This is a genomic window from Acinetobacter sp. GW821-FHT01C12, from assembly GCF_059422625.1.
The window spans coordinates 532,805-550,282 of record NZ_JBWKXD010000003.1 but is presented as its reverse complement, the minus strand read 5'-3'; the positions used below and the strand labels follow the sequence as shown (position 1 = coordinate 550,282).

Annotated in this window: 14 protein-coding genes and 1 tRNA gene; 7 read left to right on the top strand and 8 right to left on the bottom strand. The window is 38.9% G+C overall.

The genetic code is table 11. The annotated features are described in order from the left end of the window. Position 1: 1 nt before the first annotated feature. Both AC07WY_RS11775 and AC07WY_RS11770 read left to right on the top strand, forming a co-directional pair. Positions 2–77 (top strand) — tRNA-Asn (locus AC07WY_RS11775). Positions 78–139: 62 nt separating this feature from the next. Continuing rightward, positions 140–589, top strand: a complete 450-nt coding sequence (locus tag AC07WY_RS11770) for a DUF2726 domain-containing protein (RefSeq protein ID WP_034617302.1) — start codon at positions 140–142, stop codon at positions 587–589. Positions 590–634: 45 nt separating this feature from the next. Here the strand turns inward: AC07WY_RS11770 and mgtE are convergent, their stop codons facing one another. Both mgtE and AC07WY_RS11760 read right to left on the bottom strand, forming a co-directional pair. After that, positions 635–1,972 carry a magnesium transporter gene (mgtE, locus tag AC07WY_RS11765; RefSeq protein ID WP_494736416.1) on the bottom strand — a complete coding sequence of 446 codons (1,338 nt, stop codon included), beginning with the start codon at positions 1,970–1,972 and terminating at the stop codon, positions 635–637. A gap of 168 nt (positions 1,973–2,140) precedes the next feature. Next, the gene (locus AC07WY_RS11760) at positions 2,141–5,239 is read right to left on the bottom strand and encodes a multidrug efflux RND transporter permease subunit (RefSeq protein ID WP_494736415.1); all 3,099 of its coding nucleotides are present in this window, start codon (positions 5,237–5,239) and stop codon (positions 2,141–2,143) included. Positions 5,240–5,512: 273 nt separating this feature from the next. Here AC07WY_RS11760 and AC07WY_RS11755 point away from each other — a divergent pair, with 273 nt between their 5' ends. Then, positions 5,513–6,661 (top strand): glycerophosphodiester phosphodiesterase, encoded by a 1,149-nt coding sequence (locus AC07WY_RS11755; RefSeq protein ID WP_494736414.1) that lies wholly within the window; start codon positions 5,513–5,515, stop codon positions 6,659–6,661. Between the two features lie 140 nt (positions 6,662–6,801). After that, positions 6,802–7,176, top strand: coding sequence for a diacylglycerol kinase (locus AC07WY_RS11750; protein WP_262085291.1), 375 nt, complete (start codon positions 6,802–6,804; stop codon positions 7,174–7,176). Between the two features lie 213 nt (positions 7,177–7,389). On the opposite strand, the gene AC07WY_RS11745 is transcribed toward AC07WY_RS11750, so the two are convergent. The 5 genes from AC07WY_RS11745 to AC07WY_RS11725 all read right to left on the bottom strand — a co-directional run bounded on the left by AC07WY_RS11745 (position 7,390) and on the right by AC07WY_RS11725 (position 11,765). Further along, the gene (locus AC07WY_RS11745) at positions 7,390–7,728 is read right to left on the bottom strand and encodes a hypothetical protein (RefSeq protein ID WP_494736413.1); all 339 of its coding nucleotides are present in this window, start codon (positions 7,726–7,728) and stop codon (positions 7,390–7,392) included. A gap of 152 nt (positions 7,729–7,880) precedes the next feature. After that, positions 7,881–9,515, bottom strand: a complete 1,635-nt coding sequence (gene groL, locus AC07WY_RS11740; RefSeq protein WP_004819670.1) for a chaperonin GroEL — start codon at positions 9,513–9,515, stop codon at positions 7,881–7,883. Between the two features lie 78 nt (positions 9,516–9,593). Further along, positions 9,594–9,884 (bottom strand): co-chaperone GroES, encoded by a 291-nt coding sequence (locus AC07WY_RS11735; RefSeq protein WP_004722444.1) that lies wholly within the window; start codon positions 9,882–9,884, stop codon positions 9,594–9,596. Positions 9,885–10,057: 173 nt separating this feature from the next. Next, positions 10,058–10,846 carry a metallophosphoesterase family protein gene (locus tag AC07WY_RS11730; protein WP_494736412.1) on the bottom strand — a complete coding sequence of 263 codons (789 nt, stop codon included), beginning with the start codon at positions 10,844–10,846 and terminating at the stop codon, positions 10,058–10,060. After that, a complete protein-coding gene (locus AC07WY_RS11725; protein WP_262085286.1) occupies positions 10,827–11,765 on the bottom strand; it encodes a diacylglycerol/lipid kinase family protein in 939 nt (312 codons plus the stop codon). Before AC07WY_RS11725 ends, AC07WY_RS11730 begins: the two co-directional genes overlap by 20 nt. A gap of 407 nt (positions 11,766–12,172) precedes the next feature. On the opposite strand from AC07WY_RS11725, the gene AC07WY_RS11720 reads away from it, so the two are divergent. From AC07WY_RS11720 to AC07WY_RS11710, 3 genes are all read left to right on the top strand, one after another. Further along, positions 12,173–14,005, top strand: coding sequence for a phosphoenolpyruvate carboxykinase (GTP) (locus AC07WY_RS11720; RefSeq protein WP_004722449.1), 1,833 nt, complete (start codon positions 12,173–12,175; stop codon positions 14,003–14,005). A 197-nt stretch (positions 14,006–14,202) separates the two neighbouring features. Next, on the top strand, positions 14,203–15,081 hold the full coding sequence (locus AC07WY_RS11715; protein ID WP_262085285.1) for an ATP-grasp fold amidoligase family protein: 879 nt from the start codon (positions 14,203–14,205) through the stop codon (positions 15,079–15,081). Between the two features lie 75 nt (positions 15,082–15,156). Next, positions 15,157–15,867, top strand: a complete 711-nt coding sequence (locus AC07WY_RS11710; protein WP_262085284.1) for a hypothetical protein — start codon at positions 15,157–15,159, stop codon at positions 15,865–15,867. Positions 15,868–15,904: 37 nt separating this feature from the next. Here the strand turns inward: AC07WY_RS11710 and glpD are convergent, their stop codons facing one another. Further along, positions 15,905–17,434 (bottom strand): glycerol-3-phosphate dehydrogenase, encoded by a 1,530-nt coding sequence (gene glpD / locus AC07WY_RS11705; RefSeq protein ID WP_494736411.1) that lies wholly within the window; start codon positions 17,432–17,434, stop codon positions 15,905–15,907. Positions 17,435–17,478: the final 44 nt, after the last annotated feature.

Below are 17,478 nucleotides of genomic sequence, written 5' to 3'. Positions count from 1 at the left end.
TTCTCCAATAGCTCAGTCGGTAGAGCGACGGACTGTTAATCCGCAGGTCCCTGGTTCGAGCCCAGGTTGGAGAGCCAGATTTTAAAAACCCACTCATGATTGAGTGGGTTTTTTCTTATCTATACGATACCGATCGCTTATGTCTCTCGATTTACATCAAATTTTATTTTTATTGATTGGCAGTATCGCAACCATTGCTTTATTGCTTGCCTGCTTTGGTCAGCATTTATTTCGAAATAAACATTATTATGCAAAACGTGTGATCACCCCTTTTGAACAGAAAATGTTTTTCCGTTTAAATGAAGCCTTTCCTCAATATCATGTACTTGCGCAAGTCGCGTTTAGCGCGTTAATTGATTGCAATCAATTTAAATTGCGTTCCAAATTCAATCGTAAAGTGACCGACTTTGTGCTACTCGACAAACAGCTTGAAGTGATTGCTATTATTGAACTTGATGATCCCAGTCACCTTGGCAAAGAACATATCGATGCACAACGTGACGAGATGTTAGAACAAGCAGGTTATCAGGTATATCGCTATACCGATATTCCCAGTTGTCGAGATTTAAGAAAAGACATTGCTGATTGACAATGATCAGCCAAGCATTTCTAAAGCTAACCATTCAGCCATGTCTTATAAAATAATCGATGCAATACATAAGTAAACGATGACACCTGTTGCATCACAAATCGAAGTGACCAAAGGTGCCGAAGCACTTGCTGGATCCAGCTTTAAACGATTCAATATAAATGGCAGGCTCATCCCAATTAAGCAACCCATCAATACTATACCCATCATACTTAAAGCTAACACCAAAGCGACCATTGCATCGCCTCTAAAGTAACCAAGAATGGACACTGCAATTGCCATTGTTCCGCCCAAACATAAACCAACCAAGCTTTCACGCCCAATAAGATACATCCAATCTTTTAAATGTACATCACCCGTTGCCAATGCCCGTACCATTAAGGTGGCCGATTGTGAGCCAGCATTCCCGCCACTCCCGACCAAAAGCGGCAAAAAGAATACCAGCACAATATTCTTTGCGATAATATCTTCAAAATGGGCAATCCCGAATCCAGACAATAAGCTGCCAAAAACCAAAATCACCAACCAAAATACCCGTTTTTTATACAGGTAATGAATCGGCGCTGTCTTAATACTCATTTTAGGAGACGATGAGACTGCACTGGATTTTAAAAAGTCTTCTGTGGCTTCTTCAGTGACGACATCCATCGCATCATCATAAGTAACAATACCTAAAAGCCTTTGTTGCTCATCAACAATTGGCAGCGCAATAAAGTCATAATAATGCAGCTTCTCTGCAATGCTCTCTTGGTCTTCATTAACGTCCCCAACAATCAAATCCGTACTCATGACTTCAGCAATGGTTTGCTCAGGCTCAGCAAGAATAATTTCACGTAAGGACACAACCCCGAGTAACTTGCCTTGTGCATTGACCACATAAATCAAATAGACCGTTTCACGATCTGTGGCAATTGCCCTGATCTGCTTGATGGCTTGTGTCATGTCCAAATCAGGTGACAATGTCACATAATCTGAACTCATGATTGCACCAGCAGACTCTTCTGGGTATCTGGCTAAATGTTGGATCTGCTGTTGTATTTCAAGGCTTAAATCGGCATAAACAGCTTGCTGTAATGCATAAGGCAAGTACTTAAATAAATCTGTACGATCGTCCGAGTGCATCTCAGAAATGATATTGACCAGTATCTGTTTTGGTAAATGTTCAGAAATTTTAAGTTGTTGTTCGAGTGATAAAAACTCAAGAATATAGGCAGCATTGGGCAAATACTCCACCAATGCCAGCTGTTCATTTAAAGATAAATCTGCCAAAATTTTCGCGATATCGGCATCATTGATTTGTTCAAATTGTTTTTCAATGAGATCAAATTGATGGTTTTGAATGGCTTTTTCTATTTCTGAAACGAGTGCCAAAGAAAATTGCATAGGATGATCCAAATTCCATCAAACTTTTGCCACATGTTGGACTGCAATCCCACGAAAATAAAGATGTTTTTTGTTGTGAAACATATTTTCAAAAATTCTGGATGACTTGAAGCTTGCTCAATCTTCATCAAAGAACATTGAGCAAGCAAAGCTCATCAATCAACACCCTTACTCAGAGGGTGCTTTTGATTTAAAAATTGAACGAACCAGCACATACATAAATGGGATAAACAGCAAAACTAAAACTGTTCCGAAGATCACCCCACCCAATACGCTTACCCCTATTTCTTGACGGCTGGCAGCACCTGCACCAAATGCAACAACCAAGGGAATAATCCCTGCACCAAAGGCCAAAGATGTCATCAGAATTGGACGTAACCGCAACCCTGCGCCTTCTAATGCAGCAGCAATCGCGGTTTTACCTTTTTCCTGTGATAGTGCCGCAAACTCAACAATCAAAATCGCATTTTTACACGACAAACCAATTGTGGTCAGCAATGCAATTTGAAAGTAAATATCGTTTGGAAAACCCGCCAATTTACTAAAAATAATATTGCCTCCAATCCCCAAAGGAATTGCCGCAATCACAGCAGTTGGAATCGACCAGCTTTCATATAAGGCTGCGAGGCAAAGGAAAATAAAGCCGATCGAAATCAAATACAGTAACCCTGCTTGGCTACTTGATTTTTGTTCTTCAAATGACAAGCCACTCCACGCAACATCAATTCCATCTTGTTGACTGATCAAAGTCTGAATATCTTTCATGGCTTGACCCGAACTGGTATGTGCCGCTGCATTGGCTTCCATTTGCAAGGCGGTATAACCTTGGAAACGATTCACCACATCTGGCCCACCTTCCCAGCGCGTTGTTGCGAAATTGCTAAATGGCACCATTTGGTTTTGTGCATTACGCACCGTCCATACTTGTAGATCTTCAGGCTTAGAACGAAACTCTGCATCGCCCTGCATCATCACCCGTTTAATTCGCCCACGATCAATAAAGTCATTTACATAAGAGCCACCCCATGCTGCTGACAAAGTATTGTTAATCGCAGTTTGACTCAGCCCATTTGCCAATGCCAATTTTTGATTGATATCAACTTTTAACTTAGATTTATCTGGATTGGATTTTTTATCCAGATTCTCAAAGGATTGGAACTGTTTGGCTTGTGCCTGCAATGTTGTGAATTGTTGATCTAAATATTTCCGTCCTTGGCCGTTAATATCCTGAATCCAAAATTCTAAGCTATCACTATCCCCCAAGCCATTTACAGAAGCAGGCAAACTGACTGTAATCCGAGCATTGCGATCTTGACTAAAATACTTTGTCGCACGTTCACGAATCGCTTGCGCAGAATTTTGTATACCTGAGCGATCATCCCAATGCTTTAACGCCACAAAACCTGTTCCTAAATTTTGTCCTGTACCCGAAAAATTACGCCCATAACGAATCAAGACAATATCAACATTTTGTTTTTCATGCTCAAGGAAATATTTTCGAATATTTTCCCCAACCACCTGACTACTCGACATCGGTGCACCATCAGCTAAACGGAACTGTACACTCAACATGCCCTGATCTTCACTTGGGATAAAACTGGTGGGTAGAGCCCGATAGATCAGTGAAAATACAGCAATCAAAGCCACAAAAATCGTCAAAATTACCCATTTCAAATTTAAAGTCTTTTGAATCAGGCGAATATAACCTTGTCTTAGATTTTCGAGTTTAAGATTAAACCAAGTGGCCCAACGCATGGGTTTAGGATTGGGTTTTAAAATAATGGCGCAGAGTGCTGGGGTTAGGATCAATGCAACCAACAATGACAAAGCCATTGCCGCCACTAAGGTGATGGAAAATTGACGATAAATCACGCCTGTCGAACCCGTAAAGAACGCCATTGGAATAAATACTGCGGTCAAAACCACGGTAATCCCAATCAAAGCTCCTGTCATTTCCTGCATAGACTCGATAGATGCCTGTTTTGCAGTTAAGCCCTGCTCATGCATCAAACGTTCGACATTTTCCACCACCACAATGGCATCATCGACCAACAGACCAATTGCCAACACCAAGGCAAATAAAGTCAATGTATTAATACTCATACCGAGCACATTGAGTACCGCAAAGGTACCTAAAATCACAATCGGTACAGTAATGGTTGGAACCAGCGTGGCACGCCAGCTTTGTAGGAAAATAAACATGACCAGAACCACCAATACGATGGCTTCTAATAAGGTTTTGACCACCTCTTTAATCGATTCTTGCACAAACGGCGTGTTATCTCGTGGATAAACAATCTTATAGCCTTGTGGTAGTTTTTCAGAAATCTTTGCCAATTCGGCTTTAATTAATGCAGAGGTTGCTAAAGCGTTTGCACCTGAAGATAAAGAAATCCCCATGCCCGATGAAGGGTAACCATTAATGGTATTAAACGACTGATAATTTTCTGCACCCAATTCAATACGCGCCACATCTTTTAAATAGATATAGCTACCATCGGTATTGGATTTAACAATAATATTTTTAAATTCGTCGACTGTTCTTAAACGTGAACCTGCGGTAACTTTTGCATTTAAATATTGGTCAGCGGTTACAGGTAAATCCCCGACACCACCAGCAGCAACCTGTGTATTCTGTGCTTCTATTGCTGCACGAATATCACTGGGCATCAATTGATACTGACGCAGTAAATTCGGATTCAGCCAAATTCGCATGGCGTATTGAGAACCGAAGACATCAACTTCACCAATCCCTTCAATCCGTGATATTTCTTGTTCTATATGATCAGATAAATAGTCACCTAATTCGATATTGTTACTTTTACCTGTTTCATCATACAAGCCCACCACCATAAAGGTATCGCCAAGTGATTTATTCACCGTTACACCTTGACGCTGTACATCATCTGGTAAGCGGTTGAGTACACCATTGATACTATTTTGGACTTGGACTTGTGCGGTATCTGGATCCGTTCCGTTTTCAAAACTGATACTAATTCTGGCACGACCCGATGAGTCACTGCTCGAACTAAAATACAGCAGGTTGTCGATCCCTTTAATTTGCTGCTCTAAAACCTGAGTAACACTCTCTTCAACAGTTTCAGCATCTGCACCTGTATAGGTTGTAGAAACTGTAATCCTTGGCGGAGCAATATCTGGATATCGCTCTATCGGTAAATTCAAGACTGAAAATACGCCTAAAGCCATGACAATAATTGCAAGTACACAGGCAAAAATAGGACGTTGAATAAAAAATTTTGAGAGCATCAGAGTAGGTTCTGCGTCAAAGGATTGAGGTAAAGTTGTTGTAGCAATTAAATCGACTTTATATGGATATTCTGTGACTTAAACTAAAAACTCAAGGAAAAATAACAGAAAAGCGAATGATAAGTTTAAATATGAAGAAACTATGAAGAATTTTTTTATTCTAGACATCAATCAACCGAAAGTATTTCATCAATTTTTCATCTTGATGTCATCACAGTGTCAATTTAATGAAATAAACTATGCACAATTTCCATATAAAAATTTGAGAAAAATATGATTAAAAATACTGGGTTAATGATCAGTATTATGGCGCTATTAACCGCTTGTAATGATGACGATAAAAAATCAGAAAACGTCACACCAGAATATAAAGAACCTAAAATCATTATTGTTGGTCACCGAGGGGCGAGTGCTTTACGCCCTGAACATACCCTTGAAAGTTATCAAAAAGCCATTGATGATGGTGCTGATTTTATTGAGCCAGATTTGGTATCGACCAAAGATGGCGTATTGGTTGCACGTCATGAAAATGAAATTGGTGGCACAACCAATGTCAGCACATTCAGCCAATTTGCAGATCGCAAGAAAACAAAAATCATCGATGGGACATCATTAACGGGATGGTTTACAGAAGACTTTACTTTAAGTGAGTTAAATCAACTTAAAGCCCGCGAGCGTATTCCAGCATTACGCCCAAACAATACCCAATACAATGATCAGTTGAATATCCCTACCCTTGAGCAAATTATTGAACTGGCGGAAAAGAATTATAAAAAAACCAGTAAAGTGGTTGGGCTCTACATCGAAACCAAGCACCCAACATATTTTCAAAAATTAAATTTAGCCATGGAAGACCCATTGCTGAAGACTTTGGCAAAGTACCAATATAGCCGTGAAATTGCGCCGATTTATCTACAGTCTTTTGAAGTCAATAATTTAAAGTATTTTAAGGACCAATTGACAGCGCATAAAAGTTTAAAGCATGCCAAAATCATTCAGCTTTATGATGATAAGAAAATCAGCCCAGCAGATTATGTCGCGCAAGGAATTAAAACCACTTATGGCGATATGGCCACAGCACAAGGTTTAAAAGACGTCGCCAAATATGCCGATGGTGTTGGTCCATGGAAACCGTATATTTTTAATGATAGCTATACTGCACCCTCTTCTTTCGTTACCGATGCGCATGCGGTGAACTTAAAAGTCCATCCATATACTTTCCGTCCTGAAAATAATTTCCTTGCCAACAATTTAAAATGTAGCACAGCTGAAGCAGATGCAGCCAAGCGTTGTGAAGCTGGCGCAAACAAAGAATATGAGATGTATTTTAAAGCTGGTGTAGATGGTGTATTTACCGATGATCCTGGTTTAGGTCGTAAAGCTTTGGATGCGTACTGGAAAGCCAATCCAAATAGCAAGTAATACTCAGTTCATTAAAAAAATTAAGCAAACGATTCAAATGTTTGCTTAATTTTTTCTAAACTTGGTGTTTTTTGTTTAAAATTAATCCCAATTTAAGTTTAGAATAATACACTACTTAAAAACTTTAGCTGCTTTGATTTATGAGTGATTATTCTCCATTTAAGGGTACGACGGGTTTCAAACGCATTCTCAATGCAACAGGCTATTCTTTAGCAGGATTTAAAGCTGCATATCAAAATGAAGCTGCTTTCCGTCAAATTGTTTGGATTAATGTCGTTTTAATTCCAATTACTTTTTTCGTCGATGTCTCTTCTGTTGAACAGGCCGTGATGATTGCTGTGTGCTTATTGGCAATCATTGTAGAATTGTTTAATTCAGCATTAGAAGCTGTGGTTGATCGTGTTTCTTTAGAACGCCATCCACTGTCAAAAAATGCTAAAGATATGGGAAGTGCTGCACAGTTCGTAGCTCAAGCAATTATTTTCTTTACCTGGGTCATTATTCTTTTTAGATAAGTTATTATTTTTAGATCAAATAATCTTTTTAGCTAAGTATTCTTTTAAGAAAAATTAGAAAGAATATTGACATTCCACCGCAGGTAAAATGTCAATTCATAAAAATTGATAACAGCCTAATTTTGCTTTGCTGCGCTAATTCAGTCTAAGCACCGCGATATTTTAACTCGAACAACGCACTTTTAGCTTAAAATTATTTCTATAAAGAATTGATTAAAGAGAAGGTTTTGGAATTGGAATATTCTTGTCAATTTTGTCAGGCTGATTAAGACTCATAGAACAATTGCTATATCCCCATTTGGTGACCTCGCCTTGCTCAAGCATAAATTTCTTTGTACAAGCATTCCAGCCATCATTATATGAAATAATTTTTGCACCATTTGGGAGTGCATAGCTTCTATACGGTGGTCCCCATTTACTGATCAGTTTTTCTTCTGTACTCCCCACCCAAGACTGCATCAAATCATTTCTTGTTTCGAGTCTTTGCCCCATGATACTTAAACATCCTGTTAGCATCTGGCTGATTGCAATAATGAAGATTAATCTTTTCATTTTAGTTCTCCTCAGTTTTCGTGTTGTATTTATATTTACCGAACAGTACAAAAGCATAATAAAAAACACACAAAAAGACAAGAATGAAACAACTTGCATAAAAAATCCTCGCATAAAGCGAGGATTTTTTATGATCTAAGTTCGAAACGATATTACATCATTCCGCCCATACCACCCATGCCGCCCATATCAGGCATAGCAGGTTTGTCTTCTGGGATATCAGTAATCATACATTCAGTTGTTAACATCAAACCAGCAACAGATGCAGCGTGCTCAAGAGCAGAACGCGTTACTTTAGCAGGGTCAAGGATACCCATTTCTAACATATCGCCATATTGTGAAGTTGCAGCATTGTAACCAAAGTTACCTTCACCGCTCTTCACTGCATTGATCACAACTGATGGTTCATCGCCAGCGTTAGACACGATTTGACGAAGTGGCGCTTCAATCGCACGACGAAGGATGTTCACACCTACAGTTTGGTCATCATTTGCACCAACAAGGCCGTCAAGTACTTTAGCTGCACGTACCAACGCAACACCACCACCTGCAACAACACCTTCTTCAACCGCAGCACGCGTTGCATGAAGCGCATCGTCTACACGGTCTTTCTTCTCTTTCATTTCAACTTCAGTTGCAGCACCAATTTTGATTACGGCAACACCGCCAGCGAGTTTAGCTACGCGCTCTTGAAGTTTTTCTTTATCGTATTCAGATGTTGATTCTTCGATTTGAGCACGAATTTGAGTTACACGTTCAGCAATTTGATTTGCATCACCAGCACCATCAACAATCACAGTATTTTCTTTAGAAATCGTGATTTTATGTGCAGTACCTAAATCTTGAAGCGTTGCTTGTTCTAAAGACATGCCCACTTCTTCAGAAATCACAGTAGCGCCTGTCAAGATCGCGATATCTTGAAGCATTGCTTTACGACGATCACCAAAACCAGGTGCTTTAACCGCACATACTTTGATAATACCGCGCATGTTGTTTACAACCAGTGTTGCAAGTGCTTCACCCTCAACATCTTCAGCGATGATCAGTAATGGTTTACCTGTTTTTGCAACAGCTTCTAAAACTGTAATCAATTCACGGATATTACCAATTTTCTTATCAACAAGAAGAATGAATGGATTTTCAAGTTCAGCAGTCAAAGTATCTTGTTTATTTGCAAAGTATGGGCTGATATAACCACGATCAAACTGCATACCTTCTACAACATCAAGCGCATCTTCAAAGCCTGAACCTTCTTCAACAGTAATCACGCCTTCTTTACCAACGCGTTCCATTGCTTGCGCAATCAACTTACCAACTGTTTCATCAGAGTTTGCAGAAATCGAACCGACTTGTTCAATTGCTTTAGTATCAGAAGCTGGTTTAGCAGTTGCTTTGATATTTTCAACAACAGCTCTAACAGCAAGGTCGATACCACGTTTCAAATCCATTGGGTTCATACCCGCAGTAACTGATTTGATCCCTTCATTTAAAATCGCTTGAGCAAGTACAGTTGCAGTTGTTGTACCATCACCTGCGATATCATTGGTTTTTGAAGAAACTTCACGAACCAATTGCGCACCCATGTTTTCGAATTTGTCTTTTAAAGAAATTTCTTTAGCAACAGTTACACCATCTTTAGTGATGTGTGGTGCACCGAAAGAACGATCAATAACCACGTTACGACCTTTAGGGCCTAAAGTTACTTTTACTGCATCTGCAAGTACGTTTACACCCGCGATCATTTTTGAACGCGCTGAATCACCAAATTTTACGTCTTTAGCTGACATACTAAACTCCAGATATCTTTATAAATTTTAAATTTTGACCAATATATTTGGATGAAAACCCATCTCAACAGCAGAAGATTAACCTTCCAATACCGCTAAAATGTCAGATTCTTTCATCACAAGAAGTTCTTCACCATCAACTTTAACTTTAGTACCTGCATAAGCACCAAACAGTACGTTATCGCCAACTTTAACGTCTAAAGCGCGTACACCGTTATCAGTGATTTTGCCATTACCTACAGCAAGAATTTCACCTTGAGCAGGCTGTTCAGCTGCAGAAGTACTTAAAATCAAACCACCTGCTGTTTTAGTTTCTTTTTCAACACGGCGGATCACAACGTTGTCATGTAAAGGACGAATCTTGCTCATTTCTAACTCCATAGACATTTTAAAATGTCATTGATTACTCAGCGAAGATGACTTCTTATTCCTAGGTCATCGACAAAATATTTGTATGTCACATTTGTGGGGATGGAAATAAACGCTTCAAGGGGAAAACGAAAAAAAATTTATTTAATTTGTATGTTTTTTCTTCTTTTGTATCAAATCATGTCTAATTCAGAATTTTTTACCGCAGTTTTGGCAATAAATTCCTGTAATTGTTCATCAAAAAAATAATGTTCAAAGCGCCCATCTTGGTGAATCACATTAAAGCTATTGGGTATATTTTTATGCAAACGTCGAGAAACTGCTGTACCCGCATGAACCTCATAAACTGGTTGTTTTAAATTTAGCGCAAAGGCTTGATTCAGGTCATAGACCGCAACTAAATGCAAATGACCGTGCAATAAAGCATACAGTTGATGTTGTCCCCATTCTTTAATGGCAAACTGCCCTAAAGCCGGACAATCTTTTAAGTGATGGCCTTCATTTGAGGTATAAAAAGGTTGATGACTAACGATTATTTTTAATTTATTTTTTGGTGCATTGGTCAACAACTGATTTACATTTTGAATTTGCTCAAATGAAATATGTCCGCGTGTATGATAACGGCGACGAATACTGTTCATGCCAATTAGATAAAACTGCTCTGTAAATAAGGTGCGTTCTAAACTGCCAAAGAACAGTTGATATAAGCCAAATGGTCTAAAGGCACGATTCCAAACATGATACAAAGGAATATCATGGTTGCCAGGCACCACAAAATAAGGGATGTTTAGTGATTCTAAAAACTGCTTACATGCATAGAATTCTTTAAATTTAGCACGTTGAGTTAAATCACCGCTCACCACAACCACTTCTGGTTTATGCACAGCACAAAACTTTTGAATCGCCCGTATACACTCTGGACGCTCAGTACCAAAATGTAGATCAGACAGATGCAATAACATGCGGCACCATAATTTTTAAAGCATTTTTTTCTACGTGTAAGGTTAACGGGGTCATCATTGAAACAATTTCTCCATCGACAGCAACGGTCAGTTTAGGCTTTTTTGAATAGACAATGACTTTTTGTGCACCAAAACTATACACATCGGAAGCGTTTTCCAATTTTCCACGAATGGTTTGAAACAAGGTTTTAAATAAAGTGGCTTTATCTCCTTTGGCGATCACCACACCGGCAATCTCCCCCACCTCTGCACATTTCGAAATTTTTAAATTTAATTCTTTTAATTGCAGTTGATTATTACCAAAAAAAATCAGTGGTGTTTTTACAGGATACTTTTGCCCATCTACTTCGATCTCTAATTTGAGTTCTTTACGATCACGAATCAGGACATCCAAACCAGACGTATACGCATTTAAAGGAAAGCGTCCAAACCGACGATTATATTCTTCGCGTTTTTTAATAAACAAAGGATATAGACCTAAACTGGCATTATTTAAATAAATTTGATCATTGATACAGGCCACATGTGAGGCGCGCGGCTCCCCTGTGGCAATCACATTGGCTGCCTCTAAAATATTCAAAGGAATATGTAGAACACGCGCCACATAATTAAAAGTACCCAAAGGTAGTATTCCCATAGGAATTTTTTGCTTTAACATTTGCGAGGCGACTGCATTCAACGTACCATCACCACCAGCAGCGACAATGACACCACAATCTGAGTATTGTGCATGACGTTGAAAGATTTTTTGCATCAGGGTTTTTATATCAGGCTCTGAACCAATATCAAAAACTTGAATTTCAAAACCATGTGAGGTCCAGATGGTCATGAGTTTTTCATAAATATCATCTTTCTGATTGGCATGAAAACCTGACTTTTCATTGTAAATCATTGAAAGAGGCTTGAGTTCTGTGTCCATAAGCTTGATTATTTTGAAGTATTTGCACTAATTTCGTCGATTTTCTAAACAAATAAAAGCACCTTTATGTAAAATTCGAATTATGCCCATTTATTAAATCAATAATTAATTTAGTAAATCTTATAATTTCAACTTATTGTAAACTATTATTATTTACAATTAAAATACCCTACATTCTATTTAAAAATACCAATAAAAATCAAACAATAATCCATGTTAGATAATACAAATCAAACACTTAGTGAAAATTCGAGCATTGGTATCTTTTAAGCCTTTAGTCTTATTTTTTTTATGAATATATGTTTTAATACCACCACTTTTTTTCATACTTAAATTTGAATGTAGTATCCCTTCATTCAGATTATTATTTGTACACAAAATTGTACATATTTTAGATAGGCCTCACCATGACCCAAGTGAACGCACCAGAATTCGTTCGTCATCCCAAGCTCATTGCATGGGTTGAAGAAATTGCTAAATTAACTAAACCTGCAAAAATTGAATGGTGTGACGGAAGCGAAGAAGAGAATCAACGTTATATCGACTTGATGATCGCTAACGGCACTATGCAAGCGTTGAACCAAGAAAAACATCCTGGTTCTTATTTAGCGAATTCTGATCCGTCTGACGTAGCGCGTGTTGAAGGTCGTACATACATCTGCTCTGAAAAACAAGAAGATGCTGGTGCGACAAACAACTGGGAAGCTCCTGCTGAGATGCGTACTCGCCTTAACGGTTTGTTTGATGGCGCAATGCAAGGACGTACCATGTACGTGGTTCCATTCTCTATGGGTCCATTAGGTTCTCACATTGCTCACATTGGTATCGAAATTACAGATTCTCCTTATGTTGCTGTAAGTATGCGTAAAATGGCTCGTATGGGTAAAGCTGTTTATGACGTACTAGGCACTGATGGCGATTATGTTCCTTGCGTACATACTGTTGGCGCTCCACTGGCTGAAGGTCAAAAAGATGTTGCATGGCCTTGTAACCCAGAAAAATATATCGTGCATTATCCAGAAACGCGTGAGATCTGGTCTTACGGTTCAGGATACGGCGGTAACGCATTATTGGGTAAAAAATGCCTTGCTTTACGTATTGCATCATCTATGGGTCGTCAACAAGGCTGGTTAGCTGAACACATGTTGATCCTTGGTGTAACCAATCCACAAGGTGAGAAACACTATATTGCAGCAGCATTCCCATCTGCATGTGGTAAAACTAACTTTGCGATGTTGATTCCACCTGCAGGTTATGAAGGTTGGAAAATTGAAACTGTAGGTGACGATATTGCTTGGATCAAACCAGGTGAAGATGGTCGCTTATATGCAATCAACCCTGAAGCTGGTTTCTTTGGTGTCGCACCTGGTACAAACATCAAAACAAATCCAAACTGTATGGCGACACTTCACAAAGATGTCATCTATACAAACGTTGCTGTAACAGAAGATGGCGACGTATGGTGGGAAGGTTTAACCAAAGAAGCGCCTGCTAACTTGACCAACTGGAAAGGCCAACCGCATGTTGCTGGTGAAAAAGCAGCACATCCAAATGCGCGTTTCACCGTTGCAGCGGGTCAATGCCCTTCTATTGATGCTGACTGGGAAAATCCAGCTGGCGTACCAATTTCTGCGTTCATCTTCGGTGGTCGTCGTGCAGATACAGTACCTTTAATCTCAGAAGCTTTTGACTGGGTTGATGGTGTTTATAAAGCAGCAACGATGGGTTCTGAAACAACTGCAGCTGCAGTAGGTCAACAAGGTGTTGTACGCCGTGACCCATTTGCAATGCTTCCATTTGCTGGCTATAACATGGCTGACTATTTCTCTCATTGGTTAGAAATGGGTGAAGAAGTTGGTGCGAAAGCGAAAGCTGCAGGCAATAAACTTCCTGGCATTTACAACGTAAACTGGTTCCGTCGCGATGCTGAAGGCAACTTTGTATGGCCAGGTTTTGGTCAAAACATGCGTGTGCTTGAGTGGATCATTGACCGTTGTGAAGGTCGTGCTGAAGCAGTGGAAACACCGATTGGTTTTGTTCCAACTTATGAGCAATTGAACTGGACAGGTTCTGACTTCACTAAAGATCAATTTAATCTTGTGACTTCTCAAAACAAAGATCAATGGATCAAAGAGATTGAGAGCCACACTGAGTTATTTGATAAACTTGGTGAGCGCTTACCAGCTGCACTTAAAACTCGTCAAAATGAGCTTTTAGAGGCTGTTAAAAAATCTGCTTAATCGCTAAAAATTAAGACATACAAAAAGACCGCTAAATAGCGGTCTTTTTTTTGCTTAGTGTGATACAGTTCACTTTATTGCTTTGATATTCATTACAATTATGTAATAAAAATACAAATGATTACTGTTTCCATGTACAAGATTCATATTTTCTCTATAATTCAAACATTACTTTATTTTATTGATTTTTTTTAATCATGTTAGAAAATATTATTTATTCGGCAAAAGTTATTAGAGCCAAATTTGTCTCAGATAGACGTTATCTCACCAAAAGATTTATTGCTAAATTGGGTTATACCCCGAACTTTGATCAGCCTAAAAGTTTCAATGAAAAAGTCACCGCCAGAATGATCTATGAAAGAGCACCTTTACATACGAAATTAGCAGATAAATTTGCTGTACGCGAAATGCTTGCAGAGAAAATTTGTTGTTCCCATTTTGTTCCACTGATTGGTGTATATAAGTGCTTTGAGGAAATTGACTTTAATCAACTTCCTAACAAGTTTGTTTTAAAATGCAATCATGACAGTGGCAGTGCAATTGTTTGTAATGATAAAGCGCAATTTGATATCAAAAAAGCGCAGCACAAACTCAATCACCACCTTAAACAAAATATGTATTTTAGAAAACGAGAATGGCATTACAAAGATATTGTTCCTCTAATTTTGGCCGAACAACATATTGATTTGTTAGTTGATCAAGACAATAAGCTGACCATTACAACATGCCGTGTTCATTGTTTTGAAGGTCAGCCTCGATATATTGAAGTCGATGTACAAGACAGCCAAGGCGTGGATTATTCAAATATGTATGACACATCTTGGGTGCTGCAACCCTTTACCGTTGATCTAAAAAGTAATACGCCAAGCTGTTTAGCACGACCACAAAAATTAAATACAATGCTTCAACTGTCAGAAGACCTTTGTTTTAAATATGGTTATAGCCGAATCGATTTCTTATTATCTCAAGACGATGTTTTCTTTAGTGAGATTACTTTAACCCCCAATGCAGGTCGTATGGTCATCACCCCAAGTGAGTGGGATGAAAAGTTAGGCGCTTTATGGCTGACTGACTAAGCCGAGCAAAAAGACCGACGTGTTCGGTCTTTTTTGTGATTTAATGCAATCATTCAATATCTAAAAATAAGCGCAATGACAGCAATTAAAAACATTACCACAACTCAACCTTATCTAACCCTGCTACCTGACCACGAAGTCGTCTTCGCCCCTTCAAGTCTATTTCTAGCTCAGCATTTACTTCCACTTATTTCAATTGATTTATCTGCAATCAATCCAGCATGGCAAGGAAAAATTCATTTGCTCAATCCGATTGAACCTTATGAATGCTATATCGGAAGTGATACCACAGAATTTTCTGATGCATTTGCCAATGAAAATTGGTTTATTATGCAATTAAATCAACAAAATCAATATGAATGGTTAGCAAACAAAAGATATTTTGCTTTAGAAAATCCTGATTGCGAGACCGATCTAAAAACCCATCATAAAGAAATGCATGAAGATTACTTGCAGCTTAAACAGCGCTTTGCCGAAACTGGAAAAGTCATTTCAACATCACGCATTGAATATCAAAATGATTCTGCAACAACCTTACTTGACCAATTAGGGGGTGAATGTGGCGGTGGAAACTGGACTTATCCAATTGATGAACATTTTGATTTACGCTACATCAACGCAGACCGCGATGATCAAGAAGTTCATATTTATGACCGTGATGGCAAGCGTTATTATTTTATTGCAGCTGTTGCTGGCTGGGAATATTGTTCACATGGGGCAGATTGGATTTTAATGTACTACCAACCTGAAACCCGACGCGTTTTATATACCTTTGATTGGTCATAACGACTCTTGTGCAAAGCTATATATTTTCCACTTTTGCTTAGGCAACATCTTTCTGTAAGCGGCGTTCATGCAATTCAAGTAAATATTCATCCAATGCTTGAATTTCAGCTTCGGTAAATTTTAAATATAACTTGCTACGGCGCTTTAAAATATCCTGACTGGTGATCGCCCACTCTTGGTCAACCAAATAATCGACCTCTTGGGCATATAAACCATGGCCAAAATCTTGACCAAGTTCATGAACAGATGTCGAATGATTTAAAAATTTCCATGTATAAGTTCCATAGGCATGTGCCCAACGGCTTGCAGTTTCATGATCAAGCCCTTTGATTTTATTTTGAATTTCTAAAACCAATCCATCAACCGAAACTAAATTTTCAGCACCCGGCAGTAAGGATTTTTCAGTCCAAGCTTTCCCAGTGTTAGGGAAGAACTTCTGCAAATGCTCCAGGGCAGATTCAGCCAAGCGTCGATAGGTGGTTAACTTGCCACCAAACACAGAAAGTAAGGGTGCATCATTTTCATGATCTTGCGATAAAGCCAAAGTATAGTCACGGGTGATTGCGGCTGGATTATCAGATTCATCATCACACAATGGGCGCACCCCTGAGAATGTCTGAATAATATCGGCTTGAGTCAGTTGCACTTTAAAATGATCATTGGATACATCAAGCAGATAATCAATCTCTTGCTGACTAATTTCAACATTATTCGGATCTGCTAAATATTCACGATCAGTTGTACCAATCATGGTGTATTGATTGAGATAAGGAATTGCAAACACGATACGTTGATCATCATTTTGCATAATAAAGGCTTTATCACCGTCATATATTTTCGGCACAATAATATGACTGCCTTGAATGAGGCGAATTCCATATTGCGATTTTAACTGAAGCTCTTGCTTAATAAATTGTGCAACCCAAGGCCCCGCAGCATTGACCAAAGCCTTCGCTTGTATCTGATAAATGCCCTGCTCATTTTCAAACTGGATACTCCATAAACCATCTTCACGCTGTGCTGAAATACAGCGTGTTTGCGTAACCACAGTGGCATTTTTTTCACGTGCTTGCATCGCATTTAAAATCACTAAGCGTGAATCATCTACAGCACAATCTGAGTATTCAAATCCGCGTGTGATCTCTGTTTTTAGTGGGCTAGTATAAGGATCAAATTCAACCAAATGTGAACCTGCAAGCTTCTCTCTTTTGCCCAAATGGTCATATAAAAACAGCCCCGTACGAATCAGCCAAGCAGGACGCAAATGAGGTTGATGTGGCATGATAAAACGCATAGGACGAATGATATGTGGTGCTTTTGCCAGTAAGACTTCTCGCTCAGCCAACGCTTCTCGCACTAAGCGAAATTCTTTATGTTCCAAATAACGCAGACCACCATGGATCAACTTACTGCTTGCAGACGAGGTATGACTAGCTAGATCATCTTTTTCACACAAGAACACAGATAAACCGCGCCCTGCAGCATCATTGGCAATACCAACACCATTTATTCCACCACCAATTACAGCAATATCATAATACGTTTGTTGCTCATTGATTTGTGTCATAAACGCCACCACCTTTGATCATTTGCATATATTCACAATCATTT

Excerpts from the sequence above, each read along its gene's own strand:
- AC07WY_RS11770 (WP_034617302.1), top strand. The coding sequence starts at position 140 with ATGTCTCTCGATTTACATCAAATTTTATTTTTATTGATTGGCAGTATC.
- mgtE (WP_494736416.1), bottom strand. The coding sequence starts at position 1,972 with ATGCAATTTTCTTTGGCACTCGTTTCAGAAATAGAAAAAGCCATTCAA.
- AC07WY_RS11760 (WP_494736415.1), bottom strand. The coding sequence starts at position 5,239 with ATGCTCTCAAAATTTTTTATTCAACGTCCTATTTTTGCCTGTGTACTT.
- AC07WY_RS11755 (WP_494736414.1), top strand. The coding sequence starts at position 5,513 with ATGATTAAAAATACTGGGTTAATGATCAGTATTATGGCGCTATTAACC.
- AC07WY_RS11750 (WP_262085291.1), top strand. The coding sequence starts at position 6,802 with ATGAGTGATTATTCTCCATTTAAGGGTACGACGGGTTTCAAACGCATT.
- AC07WY_RS11745 (WP_494736413.1), bottom strand. The coding sequence starts at position 7,728 with ATGAAAAGATTAATCTTCATTATTGCAATCAGCCAGATGCTAACAGGA.
- groL (WP_004819670.1), bottom strand. The coding sequence starts at position 9,515 with ATGTCAGCTAAAGACGTAAAATTTGGTGATTCAGCGCGTTCAAAAATG.
- AC07WY_RS11735 (WP_004722444.1), bottom strand. The coding sequence starts at position 9,884 with ATGAGCAAGATTCGTCCTTTACATGACAACGTTGTGATCCGCCGTGTT.
- AC07WY_RS11730 (WP_494736412.1), bottom strand. The coding sequence starts at position 10,846 with ATGTTATTGCATCTGTCTGATCTACATTTTGGTACTGAGCGTCCAGAG.
- AC07WY_RS11725 (WP_262085286.1), bottom strand. The coding sequence starts at position 11,765 with ATGGACACAGAACTCAAGCCTCTTTCAATGATTTACAATGAAAAGTCA.
- AC07WY_RS11720 (WP_004722449.1), top strand. The coding sequence starts at position 12,173 with ATGACCCAAGTGAACGCACCAGAATTCGTTCGTCATCCCAAGCTCATT.
- AC07WY_RS11715 (WP_262085285.1), top strand. The coding sequence starts at position 14,203 with ATGTTAGAAAATATTATTTATTCGGCAAAAGTTATTAGAGCCAAATTT.
- AC07WY_RS11710 (WP_262085284.1), top strand. The coding sequence starts at position 15,157 with ATGACAGCAATTAAAAACATTACCACAACTCAACCTTATCTAACCCTG.
- glpD (WP_494736411.1), bottom strand. The coding sequence starts at position 17,434 with ATGACACAAATCAATGAGCAACAAACGTATTATGATATTGCTGTAATT.